This is a genomic window from Marinomonas flavescens (genome assembly GCF_004352835.1).
Classification (GTDB): Bacteria; Pseudomonadota; Gammaproteobacteria; order Pseudomonadales; family Marinomonadaceae; genus Marinomonas; species Marinomonas flavescens.
This window is the reverse complement of the sequence record NZ_SJSB01000003.1, coordinates 168,387-188,677: the sequence shown is the minus strand read 5'-3', so window position 1 is coordinate 188,677 and position 20,291 is coordinate 168,387. Positions and strand designations below refer to the sequence as shown.

Annotated in this window: 18 protein-coding genes and 1 other RNA gene; 2 read left to right on the top strand and 17 right to left on the bottom strand. The window is 43.7% G+C overall.

The genetic code is table 11. The features are described 5' to 3' along the window. Positions 1 to 85: 85 nt before the first annotated feature. From rnpB to E0D70_RS04580, 14 genes are all read right to left on the bottom strand, one after another. An RNA gene (gene rnpB / locus E0D70_RS04650) (RNase P RNA component class A) lies at positions 86 to 432 on the bottom strand. An 87-nt stretch (positions 433 to 519) separates the two neighbouring features. After that, positions 520 to 1,866: a HAMP domain-containing sensor histidine kinase gene (locus E0D70_RS04645; protein ID WP_133011112.1), complete on the bottom strand. Its 1,347-nt coding sequence runs from the start codon at positions 1,864 to 1,866 to the stop codon at positions 520 to 522. Positions 1,867 to 1,872: 6 nt separating this feature from the next. Beyond that, positions 1,873 to 2,571 carry a response regulator transcription factor gene (locus E0D70_RS04640; RefSeq protein WP_133011111.1) on the bottom strand — a complete coding sequence of 233 codons (699 nt, stop codon included), beginning with the start codon at positions 2,569 to 2,571 and terminating at the stop codon, positions 1,873 to 1,875. Positions 2,572 to 2,777: 206 nt separating this feature from the next. Then, on the bottom strand, positions 2,778 to 4,076 hold the full coding sequence (locus E0D70_RS04635) for an adenylosuccinate synthase (protein ID WP_133011230.1): 1,299 nt from the start codon (positions 4,074 to 4,076) through the stop codon (positions 2,778 to 2,780). A 37-nt stretch (positions 4,077 to 4,113) separates the two neighbouring features. Continuing rightward, a complete protein-coding gene (locus E0D70_RS04630; protein WP_133011110.1) occupies positions 4,114 to 5,289 on the bottom strand; it encodes an ATP phosphoribosyltransferase regulatory subunit in 1,176 nt (391 codons plus the stop codon). A gap of 322 nt (positions 5,290 to 5,611) precedes the next feature. Further along, positions 5,612 to 6,493, bottom strand: coding sequence for a protease modulator HflC (hflC, locus tag E0D70_RS04620; protein WP_133011109.1), 882 nt, complete (start codon positions 6,491 to 6,493; stop codon positions 5,612 to 5,614). Next, positions 6,493 to 7,740: an FtsH protease activity modulator HflK gene (gene hflK / locus E0D70_RS04615; protein WP_133011108.1), complete on the bottom strand. Its 1,248-nt coding sequence runs from the start codon at positions 7,738 to 7,740 to the stop codon at positions 6,493 to 6,495. The genes hflC and hflK overlap by 1 nt, the downstream gene beginning before the upstream one ends. Positions 7,741 to 7,781: 41 nt before the next feature. Continuing rightward, positions 7,782 to 9,074 (bottom strand): ribosome rescue GTPase HflX, encoded by a 1,293-nt coding sequence (gene hflX, locus E0D70_RS04610; RefSeq protein WP_133011107.1) that lies wholly within the window; start codon positions 9,072 to 9,074, stop codon positions 7,782 to 7,784. A 35-nt stretch (positions 9,075 to 9,109) separates the two neighbouring features. Further along, positions 9,110 to 9,355: an RNA chaperone Hfq gene (gene hfq / locus E0D70_RS04605; RefSeq protein WP_133011106.1), complete on the bottom strand. Its 246-nt coding sequence runs from the start codon at positions 9,353 to 9,355 to the stop codon at positions 9,110 to 9,112. A 90-nt stretch (positions 9,356 to 9,445) separates the two neighbouring features. Beyond that, entirely contained in the window at positions 9,446 to 10,378 is a 933-nt protein-coding gene (gene miaA / locus E0D70_RS04600; RefSeq protein ID WP_133011105.1) for a tRNA (adenosine(37)-N6)-dimethylallyltransferase MiaA, read from the bottom strand. Between the two features lies 1 nt (position 10,379). After that, entirely contained in the window at positions 10,380 to 12,332 is a 1,953-nt protein-coding gene (mutL, locus tag E0D70_RS04595; protein WP_133011104.1) for a DNA mismatch repair endonuclease MutL, read from the bottom strand. Positions 12,333 to 12,386: 54 nt separating this feature from the next. Further along, positions 12,387 to 13,715, bottom strand: coding sequence for an N-acetylmuramoyl-L-alanine amidase (locus E0D70_RS04590; RefSeq protein WP_133011103.1), 1,329 nt, complete (start codon positions 13,713 to 13,715; stop codon positions 12,387 to 12,389). Between the two features lie 96 nt (positions 13,716 to 13,811). Continuing rightward, positions 13,812 to 14,273 (bottom strand): tRNA (adenosine(37)-N6)-threonylcarbamoyltransferase complex ATPase subunit type 1 TsaE, encoded by a 462-nt coding sequence (tsaE, locus tag E0D70_RS04585; protein ID WP_133011102.1) that lies wholly within the window; start codon positions 14,271 to 14,273, stop codon positions 13,812 to 13,814. Between the two features lie 33 nt (positions 14,274 to 14,306). Beyond that, complete coding sequence (locus E0D70_RS04580) at positions 14,307 to 15,857, bottom strand: NAD(P)H-hydrate dehydratase (protein ID WP_133011101.1); 1,551 nt, start codon at positions 15,855 to 15,857, stop codon at positions 14,307 to 14,309. 33 nt (positions 15,858 to 15,890) lie between these two features. Between E0D70_RS04580 and E0D70_RS04575 the strand changes: the two genes are divergently transcribed. Then, positions 15,891 to 16,640, top strand: a complete 750-nt coding sequence (locus E0D70_RS04575; RefSeq protein WP_133011100.1) for a sulfite exporter TauE/SafE family protein — start codon at positions 15,891 to 15,893, stop codon at positions 16,638 to 16,640. Between the two features lie 70 nt (positions 16,641 to 16,710). On the opposite strand, the gene orn is transcribed toward E0D70_RS04575, so the two are convergent. Continuing rightward, positions 16,711 to 17,259 (bottom strand): oligoribonuclease, encoded by a 549-nt coding sequence (gene orn, locus E0D70_RS04570; protein ID WP_133011099.1) that lies wholly within the window; start codon positions 17,257 to 17,259, stop codon positions 16,711 to 16,713. 74 nt (positions 17,260 to 17,333) lie between these two features. Between orn and rsgA the strand changes: the two genes are divergently transcribed. Continuing rightward, positions 17,334 to 18,371 carry a small ribosomal subunit biogenesis GTPase RsgA gene (gene rsgA, locus E0D70_RS04565; RefSeq protein ID WP_133011098.1) on the top strand — a complete coding sequence of 346 codons (1,038 nt, stop codon included), beginning with the start codon at positions 17,334 to 17,336 and terminating at the stop codon, positions 18,369 to 18,371. A 41-nt stretch (positions 18,372 to 18,412) separates the two neighbouring features. Here the strand turns inward: rsgA and E0D70_RS04560 are convergent, their stop codons facing one another. Both E0D70_RS04560 and motA read right to left on the bottom strand, forming a co-directional pair. Beyond that, positions 18,413 to 19,318: a flagellar motor protein MotB gene (locus E0D70_RS04560; protein ID WP_133011097.1), complete on the bottom strand. Its 906-nt coding sequence runs from the start codon at positions 19,316 to 19,318 to the stop codon at positions 18,413 to 18,415. Positions 19,319 to 19,349: 31 nt separating this feature from the next. Then, positions 19,350 to 20,204, bottom strand: coding sequence for a flagellar motor stator protein MotA (gene motA, locus E0D70_RS04555; RefSeq protein ID WP_133011096.1), 855 nt, complete (start codon positions 20,202 to 20,204; stop codon positions 19,350 to 19,352). Positions 20,205 to 20,291: the final 87 nt, after the last annotated feature.

Genomic DNA, 20,291 nt, shown 5'->3' with positions numbered 1-20,291 from the left:
TTATACCAGCTTTGCTCCATCAGTTTAACCCTGTCAAAAAGGTCGTTACTTACTGATGAACAAAAAGCTGGTAAACAAAAATTAGTGTGCAAGTTGGCCGATAAGCCGGGTTCTGTCGTGGACAGTCATTCATCTAATCCGTACATCACTGCACGTCTCTAGCAACCTACCCGAACTCAGCGCGGGTCACGCCAAAGAGTTCCTATTTGGTCTTGCTTCAAGTGGGGTTTACCTTGCCACGAACTGTTACCAGTCGCGCGGTGCGCTCTTACCGCACCATTTCAACCTTACCGGTAGTAAACTACTTAGGCGGTTTATTTTCTGCTGCACTTTCCGTAGGCTCACGCCCCCCAGGAATTACCTGGCACTTTACCCTGCGAAGCCCGGACTTTCCTCCCCCTCTTACGAGGCGGCGACTGCCTAGCCAACTTGCGGCGTGGATATTACTTACCTCACTAAAAAATAACAAGAACTTTCTTCCCTACTAACTAACAGCTAAGGAAAAAAGTAACAAACAGATTAAACCAGCGGAATTTTAAAGCAAACTTCCAAACCACCTTGCGGACGGTTTTTCGCTTCTATACACCCTTTATGAGCATGAATAATGCGCTTTGATATCGTTAAGCCAACACCAAAACCACCACTATTTGCTTCCCTAGCTTCAGAAGATCGATAAAAAGCGTGAAATATTTTTTCCAATTTTTCTTCTGGAACGCCCGGCCCATTGTCACGCACATAAATAAGCGCGTTACCTTCTTTTTCTTCGGTTGCCACTTCTATGACACCACCTTCACCGGCATAAAAACACGCATTGCGCAGAACGTTTTCAATAGCGTGACGCAACTGCAAAGGATCACCCAACAAGGTTTTCGGTAAATCTCCTGACTTAGTCACAGAAATACCTTTAAGCTGACTTTCAAAACTCACATCTGCAACAATTTCATCTAGCCATTCTTGTAAATGCACAGTCTCTTTGCTTAACGCGGCAGCCTCAAGACGACTCAAGGTCAAGACCTGACCAATCAACTCATCTAATTCATGAAGCTCCGTACGAATTCGGCAAAGGTAACTTTTTTGAGTCTCAAGCCCATGTTTATCTTCTGCGATAGTGAGCGCGACTTCCATTCGAGCAAGCGGCGTCCTTAACTCATGAGAAACATCTCGCATCAAACGCTCTTTAGAGGATAAAAGAGTCTCAATGCGCACCGCCATCTCATTAAACTCTTGAGCTAACTTACCAACCGCATCACTCCGCCTAGCCAGCTTATCCTCAACACGCGCCGACATATCACCCTGGCCAAACAACCTAGCCACTCGCTGTAGCTTAAGCAAGGGCCCTAGAAGCCAATAAGCCAGCACACCACTAGACACTAACAAGCCTAATAGCGACAGCGCTATCACCAAACCAGGCGCTAAAGAATCGATTTCAGGATTAGGGCGAAAGATCAGCAAATACTGAACATTATTCGCACCAATCACCTGTATAAACTGACTATGAAGAAAGTCCGCTGAAGGACGACCATCCGCCCGAGGGCGCGCACCCGCCTTACCTAGTTCAGCACTTGAGTCAGCACCATCAGTTTCTCGGAAATTCTTTGGCAGAGGCTTAAGCAAAGGTTTACCGTTTTCCTGATAGAGATAAATACTACCGGACAAACGCTTTTCAGCCTTTTCCGCCTCTTCTTTTAATGCCGCTAAACCAAACTTTTCGTACCCTGCTACCAGCTGAACACCAATATCACCTAGTAAATCAGCAGACACCTGGTTGTGTTTCTGGACAAACTCAACAATGGTTAAACCAATACTTACTACAACAGTATTGGATAACAAGACAACCAGAAACACTCGCAAAAAAGTACTTTTCATAAAAAACTAGATACCCTGTTCGCTTGCCACAAAAATATAACCAACACCACGAACAGTTTTAATTCTTGGATCGCCATTTTCTAAGTTGCCGATCTTTTTACGCAGGTTACTAATATGCATATCCAAACTACGATCATACATGGTCAACTTGCGACCCAATGCTTTTTCAGATAATTCCTGCTTAGTTAACACCTGACCTGGCGCCATCAACATGCACTCTAACAAGGTGTATTCAGACGTCGTCAATTCAACCAACTCACCTTCTAGGAATACGCTGCGATCTTTACGACGCAAAAGAACACCGGATAACTCAATATCAGCGGTTGGATCATCTTCTTTTTCCTGGCTAGCACGACGCAAAATCGCTTTAATGCGAGCTAGCAATTCTCGTGGATTAAAAGGTTTAGACAAATAATCATCAGCCCCCATTTCCAAACCAAGAATACGGTCTATGTCGTCACCTTTTGCTGTTAGCATAATGACAGGCACCGAGCTTTTGTTTCGGATTTGCTTAAGTGTTTCAAAACCATCGAGCTCAGGCATCATGACATCAAGGATAACAATATCCGGCATATCCGCTGCCATTAATTCTAAAGCTTCTCTCCCATTCCATGCGTGAGCAACTTCGTAACCTTCACCATCAAAATATTCTTTGATTAAATCAGATAAACGAGCATCATCATCCGCTAATAACAACTTCATCATAGTTACCTTATCTCTTTTCAAATAGGTTTATTCTTTTACGACACGTATGCGTTCGCAATATCAATTGTAAATATTACCTTAGCCACAAAAAAAGACCTCACTCCATTTTCACTCTATTTACAATTCATACTAATAAATGACTTCTTATCACTGAAATCAAACAAAAAAAGCCGCTGATGCGGCTTTTTTATAAGTTTCACAAGCAATTAGCTTTTGAAAGGGTCACGCATAACGATTGTTTCGTTACGATCAGGACCGGTTGAAATGATATCAACTGGGATACCAACATGCTCTTCTAAGAAGCGAATGTAGTCTTGAGCATTCTTAGGCAGTGCTTCAAAGTTTTCAGCACCAACCGTTGACTCACTCCAGCCTGGCAATTCAACATAAACAGGACGCGCCTGTTCATAGCCTTCACTATCAACCAATGAACCTACTACTGGCTCACCATTCGCGTTCTCGTAAGAAACACAAACCTTGATAACACTAGAACCATCTAGCACATCAAGCTTGGTCAAACACATACCAGAAACAGAACTGATTTGAACAGCATGACGAACAGCAACAGCATCAAACCAACCACAACGACGTGAACGCCCAGTAGTTGCTCCAAACTCATGCCCACGAGTGCCTAAACGCTCGCCATCTTCATCAAACAATTCCGTTGGGAAAGGACCAGAACCAACGCGAGTTGTATACGCCTTAGTAATACCCAGTACATAATCCAAATACAAAGGACCAAACCCAGTACCCGCTGGCGCACCACCGGCTGTTGTATTAGATGACGTTACATAAGGATATGTACCGTGATCAACATCTAGCAACGAGCCTTGAGCACCTTCGAACATAATGTTCGCGCCGGATTTTCTCAAATCATGAAGAAGAGTAATAGTATCTGCAACCATAGGGCGCAAGAATTCAGCCATTTCCAAGCCTTCAGCGTAAACCGCTTCGTAGGAAATAGGCTCAACTTTATGATAATTAGTCAGGATAAAGTTGTAGTACTCTAGCACTTCTTTTAATTTGGCAGCAAAGCGTTTCGAATCAAGCAAGTCACCAACACGAATGGCACGGCGAGCTACTTTATCTTCGTAAGCCGGCCCGATACCGCGACCTGTTGTACCAATTTTCATCTCGCCTTTTGCAAGCTCACGAGCTTGGTCCATGGCAATATGGTAAGGAAGAATCAAAGGGCAAGCCGCACTTATTTTAAGACGGTTAACCGCAGGAACGCCTTGCGCTTCAAGATCAAGTACTTCTTTTTTAAGCGCAGCAGGAGAAAGAACAACCCCATTACCAATAACGCAATCAACACCTTCACGTAAAATACCGGAAGGAATCAAATGAAGGACTGTTTTTTTGCCGTCAATCACCAATGTATGACCCGCATTGTGGCCACCTTGAAAACGCACTACAGCAGCAACGTCTTCAGTCAGTAAATCAACAACCTTACCCTTACCTTCGTCACCCCATTGGGTGCCTAAAATAACAACATTTTTACCCATAATCTCAGGTCTCATTTTGATAGTTCTTAAAGAAAGTCTATTTTTCGACAGACACAAGCTGCCAAGTATCGCCAATAAAAGCCAACGTGAAATCTATGGCGTCAACACAACCATCATCCAGCGCTTCAATAACGCGATACCCTTGTGATCGTAATGAGTTTACTTTTGCCCACAGCTCATCACTTACACAAATAGGAGACAACACAGTCTTTGGCGCAGCAATATCAATATTTGCCAGCGCAACCAAAGCCTTAACATCAGTACTAAAACCTGTCGCTGGACGGGAACGCCCAAATACATGCCCAATATTGTTATAACGACCACCTCGGGCAATAGCATTACCATGCCCAGGAAGATAGGCCGCAAAAAGCAAACCAGTGTGATAGCTATAAGAAACCAAGTCACTTAAATCAAAGTGCAACCCTATGCTTGGGTAACGGCGAGTAACAACATCACTCACACTCTTCAACAGAACCAGTGCATCATCAATAGAATCACTAATGCCGCCTAATCCTTTGACCGCAGCATCAAGCACTTCAACGCCACCACATAATCGCGGCAAAAGAGCCAACCAGCCGGACTGAGTCGAACTAACCTGCAAACCTTTTACAAAAGCATCTAGCTCAGGAAGGTCTTTCGCATTATAAAGTTCGAGCAGCTTAGCTTCTTGGTCATCAGATAAGTCACAAGCAACCAACACGCCTCTAACAATATCTACATGACTAAGATCCAGCACAAGATTAGATAGGCCTGCAGCGAAAAGCGTTTCCAACATCAAAGACAAGACTTCGATATCACTTTCCAATCCACCATGACCATACAATTCTGCGCCGAGCTGAATAGGGCTACGAGTGCCATCTAAACCGGCAGGCATTGTCCGCAAGACGCTACCGCAATAACTTAAACGCTGGACACCCTCACCTTTAAGGCAATGAGCATCGATGCGTGAAACCTGCGATGTAAAATCGGCACGAACCCCCATCAGACGACCTGAAAGCTGGTCAATCACCTTAAAAGTTTCGAGTTCAAGGTCTGATCCAGCACCGATAAGAAGGGAATCTAAGTATTCTAAGAGAGGCGGGATTACAAGATGATAGCCCCAGCTTTCATGGAGATTCAGCAGGGTTCTTCGAAGATGTTCAATTTTAGCGGCCTGTTCAGGCAGCGCTTCATCGACACCTTCCGGAAGCAACCAACGATCTGCTAATGTCATTAATCTATATCCTCTTAGCTTCGAGTCAGCAAAAGGAGCACTAATCCAAGGAAGATACTAATCGAACCCAGAATACGTAAATTCACATTAGAATTCACGACCACTTTCACCATGTTTTACTCCTCCAATCGGGAGCCAAAAACGGCAAAAAACCTTCGGCGATCAATAACAGGCTGACAGCAAAAAATAGCGACTGCAACAGCTCCTGCATAGACTCTCTTTATTTTGACCATTAAAAAACCGGGCATAACCCGGTTTGTGTAATGATACCATGTTTCCTATTTCAACAAATAGGCTTCACGATCCATTATTTTTGAATATTTCACCCTTTTTTAGAAGCGGTAGAACTATTCAAATATTTAAAGAATTCACTATCTGGGCTCAGGATAAACAGATCTTTCTTACCTTCAAAGCTATCTCGGTAAGCCTGAAGACTACGATAGAAATCATAAAACTCAGGATCTTGCTTATACACTTTAGAGTAAATTGCCGCAGCTTTTGCATCGCCATCACCACGAATCATCTCTGCATCACGCTGAGCTTCCGCTTCAAGCACAACACGTTGACGATCTGCATCGGCACGAATACCTTCTGCTAACTCAAGACCTTTCGATCTATGCTCGCGAGCTTCACGCTCACGCTCAGTTCTCATACGCTGGTAAACAGACTCACTAACATCGGGCGGCAATTCAATTCGCTTCACTCGAATGTCAACAATCTTAATACCCAACTCAGATTGAGCCACTTTATCCAAACTATCACGAAGCTCGGTCATCAGCTGATCTCGCTGACCAGACACAACTTCATTCATAGTTCGCTCACCAAACTGATTTCGTAGTCCTGTATCGACTCGAGAAGAAAGCACTCGATTCGCAACCACTACATCACCTGATGTTGCTTGATAAAATTTAGCAACAGATTCAATCTTCCATTTAACATAAGAATCAACAATAACGGCCTTTTTCTCCAGCGTTAAATAACGCTGAGGACGAGAGTCCATTGTCAAAATCCTTGCATCAAACGTCTTCACTTCATTAACAATGGGGATTTTAAAGTGGAGACCAGGCTTAACGTCTGCATCTACAATTTCACCAAACTTAAGAACCACTGCTCGTTGTGTTTCTTTCACAACATACAGAGTTTGTGAAGCAACTAAGATAGCAACTAGAGCAGCAAACAGAATTGAAAAAGAAAGTCCTTTCATTAGTTTCTCCCCTGTCTACTTGCCGCTGTACCTTGGCGTTTACTCAATTCATTAATAACTTGGTCTGTCAAAGAACTAACGCTTCCAGAATCAAGAGATTTAACATCTATTTTTCCAGCCGAAGCCTGATTTTTCATCAACTGATCAATTGGCAGGTACATCATATTATTGCCGCCTTTTGTATCAACAACGACTTTGTTGGTATCTTTATAAACAGATTCCATCGTTTCAATGTATAGACGTTGACGCGTCACATCTGGCGCTTTCACATACTCGCGGTATAAGCGATCAAAACGATCGGCCTGACCACTTGCACGAGCAACAATCTCAGAACGATAGGCTTCAGCTTCTTCACGAATACGCTGAGCATTACCACGCGCTTCCGGAATAATACCATTTGCGTACGATTCAGCTTCGTTGCGGACACGCAATTCATCTTCTTTCGCTTTGATAACGTCATCAAACGCCTCTTGCACCTGAGTTGGCGCCTGAGTGTTTTCAACGTTTACCTTGGAAATCAACAAACCTGTACCGTATGCATTATTATAATCCTGCAGACGAGTTTTCACTTCAGATGCTAACAATTCGCGGCCTTCAGTTAAAATCTGGTCCATTTCAGAACTACCAACAACATGACGCAATGCGCTTTCTGTCGCTTGAGCCAATGACTCTTCAGGATCTTTAACATTCAGTAAGAAGTCTTTTGGATTCTCTACTGAATACTGAACAGAAACACTAACATCTACGATGTTATCATCAACGGTCAACATCAATGCTTTGTGATCATGAGAACGTACTTTCGTTACGTTCACCTTGCTCACAGAATCAATCATGGCTGGATTCCAATGCAGACCAGGCATTACAGTTTCGTAATATTTACCCAATCTCAAAACAACCCCACGCTCCTGCTGATCAATCTGATAAACGCCTGATGCGCCCCAGAGACCAATAATAGCGACAAGCACTATAGCAATTAAACTACCGCTCAATTTGCCAGGAAATCCTGAATCACTACCACCGCCAGAACCGCCTTTACGACTTTTCTTAACGCCTAGCATTCCCATTAATTTTTTGAACGCTTCTTCTAAATCTGGTGGACTTTGATCTTTACCACCTGATGGACGACCCCATGGATCATTACTATTGGTATCCTTATCACGACCGTCATCAGGGCGATCGCCACTGTTACGATTCTTATCTGGATTCCATGGGTCCTTGTCGTTATTACCCGGTTCATTCCAGGCCATACTACGTCTCCACTTTATTTTAATGATAATCAAATATTGATTTAGGCTGTTTCAATCTGATCTTCAGACATTTCAGCACGCGACAATATTTGTAAATAGTCTTTTTTCGGCAATCTAATTTCTAACACGGACTGACCAAATTCATCGTAGCGCTCAGAACGAACCGCTCCATGTTCAAACAGCATCGCTCTTAAACGACCATGCTCACCTGGCAACACCAGTGTTTCATTGAGTACATCTTCAGCTAAAAGTTCCGCAATTGCCTGCTCTAATAAATCAATTCCTACGCCATCACGTGCAGATACCCACACTCGGATAGGCTTACCATCGATATCTCGATCTATACGAGGCTCACAGGTTGGCAACATATCGATTTTATTATAGATTTTCAGCAACGGAACCTCATCGGCTCCAATTTCTTTTAGCACACTATCTACTTCAGCAATATTTGCATCCCGAGAGATATCTGCCGCATCAACAATATGTAAGAGCAAATCTGCTTCAGCAGACTCTTTCAATGTCGCCTGAAACGCCTTCACCAAACGGTGCGGTAACTGACGAATAAAACCTACCGTATCCGCTAATATGACCGTACCTATTTGCTCAATATCTAAGCGTCTTAACGTAGGATCCAAGGTCGCAAAAAGTTGATCGGCTGCATATACCTCAGCACCAGTCGCTCGATTAAACAAGGTTGACTTTCCGGCATTGGTATACCCGACTAACGACACGGTCGCTACCGATGAGCGCGTACGCGCTCGACGACTTTGATCGCGCTGAGCACCTACTTTATCTAGACGTTTTTGAATCGCCTTGATGCGCTCACGCAATAATCGGCGGTCTGTTTCAAGCTGAGTTTCACCTGGACCACCGCGCATGCCGATACCGCCTTTCTGGCGTTCCAAGTGAGTCCAGCCTTTAACTAGTCTTGTCGACATATGTTGAAGCTGAGCTAATTCAACTTGTAACTTACCTTCATGGGATCGTGCGCGCTGACCAAAAATATCCAAAATTAAGCCAGTGCGATCAAGCACACGACAATTTAAGAAACTTTCAATATTTCGCTCTTGGGAAGGAGATAGCACATGATCAAAAAGGACAACTTCTGCCCCTTCTCGATCTATTATGCTTTTAATTTCACTTAATTTGCCACTACCGACAAAGTACTTCGAATCTGGGCGTTGGCGAGACCCTGTCACTACAGCAATAGGGTCTGCTCCAGCAGAGAGGGCAAGTTCTATAAACTCTTCAGGTCCATAGGATTCACGCTGATCGTGAAATTCCATATGAACCAATACAGCCATTTCACCACTATCGGGGCGTTCAAAAAACAAATCTATATTCCTCAGTTTGCCCTGTTAACAGCAAACTATTCAGTAGCATCTTCCGGCAGATCAGGAGACGGGACGCGTATAGTACGAGAAGGCACAACAGTAGAAATGGCGTGTTTGTACACCATCTGACTTACCGTGTTTTTCAGCAGAATCACAAACTGATCAAATGACTCGATTTGGCCTTGAAGTTTAATACCATTTACAAGAAAGATAGATACAGGCACTCTCTCTTTACGTAAAACATTTAGATAAGGGTCTTGTAATGATTGCCCTTTCGACATTGGAATCTCCTTAAGCATGCGCAAAAAAAATAAAATTAATCTTAGTAAAACAATACGGTAGATAGTACACGAAAACTTTCTGCACTTCCCCTATATAATCCTGCTTTCTATGTAATTCAAGGTCTGAGGAATAAGATCTTTTGCTAAACTATCGAAAATCATCAAATCCTCCCACCCTCGTAACCAAGTTAGCTGCCTTTTTGCCAATTGACGAGTAGCAACCACACCTTTAAAGATAGCATCTTCAAGCAAATCGTCACCATTTAAATACCCCCACAACTGGCGATAACCAACACATCTCATTGAAGGAAGGTCAATTGATAAATCACCACGATGATATAAGGACTCAACTTCTTGCAAAAAACCTTGTTGCATCATGTCATTAAAGCGCTGCTCAATGCGTGCATGCAGTACACTTCGTTCTTGTGGCATAACCGCTATATTCACCATATTAAATGGCAATGCAACAGGCTCTTGCTCTGCCCACCACTGAGTCATCGACCGACCAGACACTCGATAGACCTCTAGCGCCCGCTGCAACCTTTGTGGATCATTGGGATGAATCCGTAACGCAGATTCAGGGTCAACTCGCGCCAGCTCTTCATGCAGAACCACCCAACCTTTTTCTTGAGCCTCCATTTCGAGAGCCTGACGAATCTCTTCATTAGCACTCGGCAGCGGCGCCAACCCTTTTTGCAGGGCATTGAAATACATCATAGTGCCACCGACTAAAAGCGGGATTTTGCCTTTCGCAAGAATCTCCTGCGAATGAGCGACGGCATCCGTTACAAAATCAGCTGCGGAATAAGACTCTAAAGGATCAATAATATCAATCAATCGATGCGGCGCTACCGCCAAAGTTTCTGCATCGGGTTTCGCCGTACCAATGTCCATGCCTTTATAAACTAAAGCCGAATCGACACTGATAATCTCGTAATTGTGATTTTGAACTAACTCAACAGCCAACCCAGTTTTACCAGAAGCCGTTGGGCCCATAAGACAAACAACACTTGGTTTTGTCACTTTAGCGCCCTCGTAAAAATAATTTATCAAGATCAGACATTGTCATTTGAGTCCAAGTCGGCCGTCCATGATTACATTGACCACTGCGCTCGGTAATCTCCATATCACGCAACAAACTATTCATTTCAGCAATCGTCAATTTGCGATTCGCCCTGACGGCACCATGACAAGACATGGTCGCCATTAACTCATTCGCCCTAGCCTCTAATAGATCCGACACGCCATTAGCAGACAAGTCACTGATTACGTCTCGCACAAGATTCTCAGTGTCTGCTTTAATCAGGATCACAGGCACTTCTCGAACCATAACGCTTTCAAGCCCAGTTCTCTCTACCTTAAAACCAAAGGCTGAAAACGCCTCATCGTTTTCTTCGACTAAATCTGCTTCACTTTGCGATACAGACACATTAATTGGCACCAATAATGGCTGAGTAGCGATATTTTTCTCATAAAACGACGTTTTCATTCGTTCATAAACAATACGCTCATGAGCGGCATGCATATCCACCAGAATCAAACCATTTTCACTTTCAGATAGAATATAAACACCATGTAACTGAGCCACTGCAAAACCTAATGGCGGCACCGTTTGATACTCATCTCTTACACCTTGAGAAAAAACAGATGCGGAGGCCAATCCATTCGATGATGGCGCCTCCCTTTGTAGCGCTTCCTTTTGAATAATCTCCCCAGTTTCAGGGTCAACCACTTCATTGCTAGCCGCTGAGGCGTAGTCGTCAGCATAACCAGACAAACGACGCATACCTTCAAGCTGACCTGATACCTGCCCTGCATCCACTCGTTTTTGCGATGATGCCATCCAGTCATAACTTGTGGCACTGCGATTTGCCAGTGGCAAAGCAGACTGTTCAGTGATGGTAGATTCTTGAGACACGACTCCAGCCGAAGCATTCAAACCCGCGTCACTCGCACCTTCACCTTCTGACTCAGGACGAACATCTGCAATCGCTTTGTGAATACGACTGAACAAGAAATCGTGAACCAATCGCCCATCACGAAAGCGAACTTCATGCTTTGTTGGGTGAACATTTACGTCAACCGTTGCGGGATCTAACTCTAAATACAAAACAAAGGTTGGATGACGGCCGTTATACAATACATCTCGATAAGCCTGCCTGACCGCATGCACGACTAATTTATCCTTAACCACACGCCCATTAACAAAGAAATACTGGAGATCCGCTTGTGACCGTGAAAATGTAGGTAAACCAATCCACCCCCACAAACGAAGACCTGCCGCCTCCACATCAATAGTCAGTGCATTTTCAATAAATTTTTTGCCCAACAAACTGGCAAGCCGATGCTCAGCATGCAATTGATCGGTAACTGGGCGTAAATCATATATTTGCTTACCATTATGACTTAGTCGAAAACCCGTATCATAACGACTTAACGCCAGACGCTTCACCACCTCTTCAAGGTGATTGAATTCAGTTTTTTCCGTGCGCAAAAACTTACGTCGAGCGGGTGTATTAAAAAACAAATCGCAAACATCAATGGTGGTACCCTGTGGATGGGAGGCTGGACGCATGGTGGTACTCATATCCTTCCCTTCGGTTTCCACTCGCCACGCCTCTGTTTCACCTTCAGCCTGCGATGTTAAGTGCAAACGAGACACAGAACTAATACTTGCTAAGGCCTCTCCACGAAACCCCAGTGTGCGCACCGCCTCTAAATCGTCTAATGTCACAATTTTACTGGTTGCATGCCGACTTAATGCTAACGAGAGATCTTCTTTTAATATCCCCATACCATTATCACGAATTTTGATGCGTCGCACACCGCCCTGCTCAACATCAATGTCTAGTTGAGTCGCTCCCGCATCTAAGCTATTTTCAAGTAATTCCTTAACCACAGAGGCAGGACGTTCGACCACCTCACCGGCGGCAATTTGGTTAGCTAAACGAGGAGATAAAAGATTAATTCTTTGCATGAACTGCCTTTTATGTAGAAAAGGGTCATACACAATGGTAGACCCATAGAAAAATTAACTTGCAGGAATGAGAAGCTTTTGACCAACCCAAATTACGTCGTTTTTAATCGAATTTGCACCTCTTAATGCATCAAGAGACACTTTATTCCGTCGAGCAATTTCAGATAAGGTATCGCCTTTGGTAACCGTATATTCATAACCGGCATGACGCTGCTGCTGCCAGGCAATTAAACTGCCTTTCGGGGCGTTTTTTGTAAAATAATCCACTATGCCACGCGAAACAGCCGCCGCTAGTTTATAACGATATGTCCTGCTCGATAAATTTTTAGCTTCTGTTCCATTAGACACAAAACCTGTTTCGATAAGAATAGAAGGTATATCTGGCGATTTTAACACAACAAAACCCGCTTGCTGAACCGTGCTTTTATGCAGCTTAGCCACGCCTTCTAAATCACCCAAAACACTTTTCCCAACATTTAAACTCATCTGAATAGTAGAGTTCATCGACATATCCAACAAGACTTCTGCCAGCAACTGATCTTTATCATCAAGGGAAATACCACCAACCAAATCGGCTGAGTTTTCTTGCTTCGCCAACCAACGCCCCATTTCGGAGCTCTTACCACTTAAAGAAAGCGCCCAAACAGAAGCGCCTCGGGCACTGGCCCTAGTAAAAGAATCTGCATGAATAGACACCATGAGATCAGCATTCGCCTCTCGCGCCACTTTCGAACGGTCACGTAACTTTAAAAAAACATCAGTTGAGCGAGTCAGCACCGCTTTAAAACCTTCCACACTATTAATGCGTCGCGCCAACTCTTTACCAATCGAAAGCACCACATCTTTCTCTCTAACATGGTATTTACCTAACGCTCCAGGGTCTTTACCGCCGTGACCTGGGTCGATGACGATAACAATGTCTCTCTTTTCTTTGGAAATACTCGCTAGGCTTTTGACAACTTTAGTCGTTTGTTGAGCGCCATATTCAAGCTCAACTAAAATACGCGGACCATAAGTACCATTAGCCGGCAATAGAGTGCTTTTCGCTTTAGCGTATTGAGAGAGATCAAGAACGAACCGCACACCATCATTGCGGCGCGCGTAACGAACCCTCATCAACACACCCGAAGACACGGCTGACAATCCATTTACAACACTTTCACTCAGGTGCGCTTTACTAATATCAAGCACAATACGATCAGGATTAGACAATGGAAAAAGTCGATAATCTGACGTAGCAGATAACTCAAAAACCAAACGAGTCACGCCATTTTGTTGGGCAACCCGAATATCACGCACCTCTGCTGCCGATGCATTGAAACAAACAAACAACAAAAACAGATTAACAAAAACAAACAAACAAGAACGAAATTTATTATGCATATCAGACAGCTAGCTAGTATATGAGACACACTATAACTGCAGACTAAGTGGATCTCAATCTTAGTCAGAGCAAAGAGAATAACAAAGCAGCAAAACTTAACTGGCTGCAATCAAACCTAACGCACTATTTCCCCTTTCCGTATTACTGGTTATTGATACCTTACGACCTTGAGGAAGTAGCGCTAAAGAAACCACCACATCCGCTTCAGGTAAAACCCCCGCCCCCATTTCTGCCCATTCAATCAGACATAAACCTGTCGCTGAAAAGTAATCCCGAATGCCCATATATTCCAGCTCTTCAGCATTGGTCACGCGGTACAGGTCAAAATGAAATACTTCTAGACCAACAAAATCATAGGGCTCTACTATCGTATACGTTGGACTCTTTACTGGCCCCTCATAGCCTAAACCACGTAAAATGCCTCGCACTACCGTCGTTTTCCCCATGCCCAGATCACCTTCTAGATAGACGACCGCTCCGCCTTTCAAGGCATTAGCTAGACTGGCACCAAGTGACTCCATCGATTCTTCGCCGTAAACATCTTTTTCAAATAACATTAACCTTCTATTCCTCAATCAATTTGGGGGCATTCATTCTAAATAATCCAATAACTCATAAGGCTGCCCTCGGCGCTCACCAAGATCTTTAGCCATTTCACCAGCCGCATAATTGTGCCAAGCCGTTGCAATTAAAGCCGCTTCTAAGGGTGTTTTATAATAAGCCAATGCCGCACCTACCAAGCCACTAAGTACATCACCAGAACCTCCCTTTGACAAAACCGGCTCTGATTTTCCAGTAATATAAACAGTCCCCATAGAATTTGCCACTACGGAAGTCACCCCTTTTAAAATAGCAACACAATGGTACTTTTTAGCCAGAGTAATACTCGCTTTTATAAGCGATCGATTTATTTCATCAACACTCCAACCTAACAAGCGAGACGCCTCACCAATATGCGGCGTAATAATAGAACCCTCAGGCAAACAAACACTCGAATCTTGAGACAACCAAAAAAGACCATCCGCATCTAACACAATCGGCAAGGATAAATCGATTACCTTTTGGAAAACCTTGCGCCCCCACAGATCACGACCCAACCCCGGCCCCAGCACAACCACGGTGTTTTTTCGAATAACCAACCCCATCGCTCTATCATTAGCCGAATCAAACGTCATTACATTTGGATTTCTAGCCAACGCAGCGGCAAGGTGCTCACCACGAGTTACCAAGGCAACCGTTCCCGCTCCAGACTTAGAGGCCGCTTCACTCGCCATAATAGCGGCTCCACCATAACCATGATCACCACCAAATACCGCAACATGCCCGTAACGACCTTTGTGCCCATCCGGATAACGAGGGCATGGTGTATTTTGCGCCAACTGATGACTATCAAACCAATGCACTTTGGATTGTGACTGACCATGCAACGACTGACCAAACAATGCCCCAGACAGCGGCAACTTGGATAACAGAGAATTGGACCCTAAAGCCTCATTAATCAGGCACCCAGACGCGATTGCACCTGCCCCCAAATAGTGACCCAACTTTCTCTGCACCATAGAGACGGTTAGGTCCGCATAAACACACTCTTCTGCATAACCAGTATCCGAATCAATGCCCGTTGATATGTCTATGGCGACAACATACGCCCCCATTTCTTTCGCGCTGTTAATCCAGCGAACCACAGACAAAACAGGTCCAGTAATGGGTAAACGTGCTCCAATACCGAGAACACCATCAACAACAACGCTATGAGTAAACTCGCGCATTGCGTCAAATGGTTCAATCAGCACATTACCTGCACGAGCAGCCTCATAGGCTTTAAGCGCATCGCCCTTTCGCTCGCCTTGCGCGCAATCCAACACCACCACATCCATACCCGCCTGTGTCAGCAATAGAGCCAAAACGAGGCCGTCCCCACCATTATTACCACCTCCAACAATAACGATAAAACGCTGGGAATTTGATGATTTTGTGGCAATATGTTTGTTTGTAGAAATATGTTTAAACAATGCATTTGCCGCACGCTGCATAACAGAAAAACTGTCACCTTCTGCGTCAAACAGAGCGGTCTCTATTTGCCTAATACCTGCTACGTCAAATGCTGGCTGAACAGAAAAACTCTCAATGTGCTTAGTCATTTTTTTCTCCTATCAACATCACTAAGGTTATCTATGGACTGGCTACTTATCTTACTCATTTCTATTGCCGTTATTATTACCGGCATTTCTAAAGGCGGATTTTCTGGCGCTTTTGGCATCATTGCCGTGCCACTCATTTCGCTAAAAACATCACCCATGCAAGCCGCCGCGATCATGCTGCCTATTCTATGTATTATGGACCTGTTCACCGTACAAAAATTCTGGAAAAAATGGGATACCACACAACTAATACAATGCATCCCGCCAGCTATTATAGGCGTTATCATAGGCGGCTTAACAGCTAATTGGTTTTCTGAAGACTGGTTGAAAATACTCGTTGGCATTATTGCCATTGGCTTTTCTATCAATTCTTGGCCAAGAAAAAATCGAAAAAAAGACCTAGCACCATTAGGGGCACTGGCGTCAAAATTTTGGTGCACACTGGGTGGTTTTACTAGCTTTATGGCCCATGCTGGAGGGCCGCCAATGAGCGTCTATCTTTTAAGGGCAAAGTTAGACAAAACACGCTACGTTGCAACAGCCGCCGTTATATTTGCCGCCATTAATTATGTCAAACTTATTCCATACACTCTCTTAGGAGACTTTCATACAGAAACCATTTTATTGTCCCTGTGCTTTACACCACTCGCTTATTTAGGCGTACACACTGGCGCCTGGCTGCACTACAAACTATCTTCCGATCTATTTTTCAAATGCATGTTCACATTTTTATTTCTAACAGGATTAAAACTCACCTGGAGTGGCTTATTGGTGGTTCTATAAAAAAAGCACGCTAGTTAAGCGTGCTTTTTTAACATCAAAATAAAACGGGTCACTTAAACCACTAAGTCAACTATGCCAAGTCAAACATAGTTTTTCGATAATGCTGCAGCTCCGCTATGGACTCCATAATATCGTCCAATGCTAAATGCGCTCCAGTTTTAGAGAACCCCTCTAAAGCTTCAGGTTTCCAACGTCTAGCCAACTCTTTGATAGTACTCACATCGATATAACGATAATGAAAAAACGCCTCAAGCTTTGGCATGTATTGGTACAAAAAACGACGATCTTGACCCACACTATTACCACAAATAGGCGACGCACCAGCAGGCAAGTATTGCTCTAAAAATGCAATGGTTTCTGCTTCAGCTTGCTCCATACTAATCTGTGATGATAACACTCGTGCCGTTAAACCAGACGCGCCATGATGCTGCGTGCACCATTCATCCATTGCATCCATAGTGGCTTTATCTTGATGAACAACAAGATTAGGCCCTTTTGCCAAAATATTTAGATCCTTATCCGTTACGACAGTAGCAATCTCGATAATGGTTTCTTTCTCAGGATCTAATCCGGTCATTTCTAGATCAATCCAGACTAAATTTTCATTACTAAAGCTCATCTTCATCCAAATCCTTTATTATCAATGCTAAGCATTATACTCTATGCGTCTTACTATATGGCTAGCCTAAACTAATGTCGAAGCGAAAACTAACGAAACAACAAACGTGGCGAATTGAAAGAATTCACAAAGAACGCGTTGAACGAACACAAAAACGTGACGATCGAGCTGAAGAAGTGCTCCAGTCTTCTGACTTAGGCCCTGAAACAAGCGGAATTATTCTGTCGCATTTTGGTACTCAAGTAGAAGTGGAAGGGACCCAAGAACCTTTTATTGGCGTTGCTACCCGCTGTAATCTGCGCGCTAACCTTGGCCAACTGGTCACCGGTGATAAGGTGATCTGGCGACCAAAACAAAACGAGGGTGGCATTGTTGTTGCCACAACACCTCGAACCACCTCACTTTCACGACCCGACATGCACGGCCGACTTAAACCAGTGGCCGCCAATATAGACCATATCGTTATCGTTATCGCCGTGGAGCCAGAAGCGCACGCCAATCTGATTGATCGCTATTTAGTGGCTGCTGAAACAGTGGGTATTCCTCCGGTGATCTTGCTCAACAAAAGCGATCTGATCAACGAGACAAATAAGCCTGGGCTCGATTCTTTAATGAGCACCTACGAAAAGCTCGGCTACCAAATTATTCGTACGTCCATATCCAACCAAGCAGGCATGGATTCTCTTTACGAGTTCATGCAAAACAAAACCAGTGTTTTTGTTGGTCAATCTGGCGTCGGTAAATCATCACTGATTAGCACCTTACTTCCCGGCGTAGACATCACCGTTGGGGAATTATCACAGAAAAGAAAAAAAGGAGTTCATACTACGACAGCCGCACGTTTATTCCATATGCCTAAGGGGGGCGATCTTATTGACTCTCCCGGCATCCGAGAATTTGGCTTGTGGCACATTTCAGAGGATGAACTATTAAATGGTTTTATTGAGTTTCGCCCGCACATTGGCTACTGCCGATTTAGAGATTGCGCTCACGAAAAAGAGCCTGGCTGCGCCATTTTAGAGGCTCTTGAGAAAGGCGAAATAGAGCAACATCGTTTCCAAAGCTACCTCCGAATTAAACAGTCTATTCGAGACAATAACGCCATCTTTTAGATGGCGTTATTACTTCTGTTACCTGATAAAAAATCAAACAACTAGAACACAGACTCAGGAGAGAGATTCAAATCTGATTGCTTTGTGACTGGACCATAATTCAGATTGTTTCTTTCTAACAACTTTTTATAAGCAGAATCCGTTAACAAGGTAATGCTAATTCGTCGATTCTCAGCACTATTTGGGTCCACTCGATTGTAGGGCACCGTATCAGACAAGCCAATAACTTGGGCAATTCGCCTATCTTTCACACCACCTTCTTCGAGAATTTTTCTGGCCGCATTAGCACGGCGTGAAGACAAATCCCAATTATCCAAGCCTTTACCATCAAACTTCACCGAGTCCGTATGCCCTGTAATAGCAATTGGATTGGTTACATTGGCAAAAATGGGCGCCATACTAAGCAAGGTGTTCTCAAAATCCGGTATGAATTGTGCACTACCTCGTTCAAACATGGGCTTATCAGGATTATCAAGCAAAGTCACTCGAACACCTTGAGGGGTAATTTCAATGCGAATACTATCCATCAATGAATTACTCAGATTCATTTTTTTCAAATCGGACTGCAGAGTCTTATTCATTTCTTGCAATTCTTTTTGGCCGTCATCCTTGGCTTTTTCTTTTTGATTATTGATTTCAGGCGTACTACCAGGATCAGGAAGATCGAGATCTAATTTTCTTTCTGTACTTTTCGCCGGACTGCCTCCTAAATCTATTGGTTTCGCACTATACCCTGCTGAGGATTGGCCAAGCGGATCATTAAAATAACCTTGGATACTGGCCAACTCTTGAGGAGAAGAGACATTAATAACCCACAACACCAAAAAAAACGCCATCATAGCCAACGCAAAATCAGCTAAAGCAATTTTCCAAGCTCCACCATGAGGGCCACCTTTTTTGACTTTTTTAACCCTACGGATAATGATGTTGTCAGAACCTACTGCCATAAATAATATTCCATATCAATCAACAACAAGATCATCGGTATTGCTTCAATTCATCAGACAGCTCAATAAAGCTGGGTCTCATTTCTGGTGGCAACAACTTACGACCTGTTTCTGCCGCAACCGGTGGAGCGTACCCAGAAACAACGGAAATCAAACAAGACTTAATACACAAATACGCTTTTAACTCATGGGTTCCTAAGTTTTCTAAATGCGCCGAAGCTGGGCCAATGAAACCATAAGCAAAGAAAATACCCAAAAAGGTACCAACCAATGCCGCCGCAACATGATTACCTATTTCTGTCATCGGGCCACCAATAGACCCCATGGTAATAACAATACCTAGCACCGCGGCCACAATACCAAAACCTGGCAATGCCTCTGCCACACGATTCACAGCGTGACTTGGCGCAATTAACTCTTCTGCAATTTGTTCAATCTCCGAATCCATAATGGCTTCAAGCTCGTAAGCAGGCAGCCCAGTCAGAGTAAAAATACGATAGTTGTCAGTTAAAAAATTTACAACCTCATGATCCCTTAACACATCAGGAAAGCGCGCAAATAATTCACTGGTAAAAGGCGATTCAATATCATCTTCAATCGCCAAAAAACCATCCTGACGGCTTTTTTGAAACAATGAATAAACCAACCCTAAAAGCTGAAGGTAAAAAACCTTATTATGACGACTTCCCATCACAACTTGAGGCGCCATAGAGAGCACTTTTTTCTGCAAAGAAAAGGGGTTCGCCATCATAAATGCACCTAAAGCGGCACCACAGATAATGAGAACCTCGAATGGCTGCCATAAAATAGCCATATTACCGTGTGACGCAAGGTACCCACTTACAACGCTGATAATAACAATCAGCATGCCCGCTAGCGCAAACATATTTTTTCCTTAATATGACAAAGTATGCTCTGTAATGAATATACAGTATGATTAATGAAATCAAGTATTTTAGAGCGCAATGCAGCA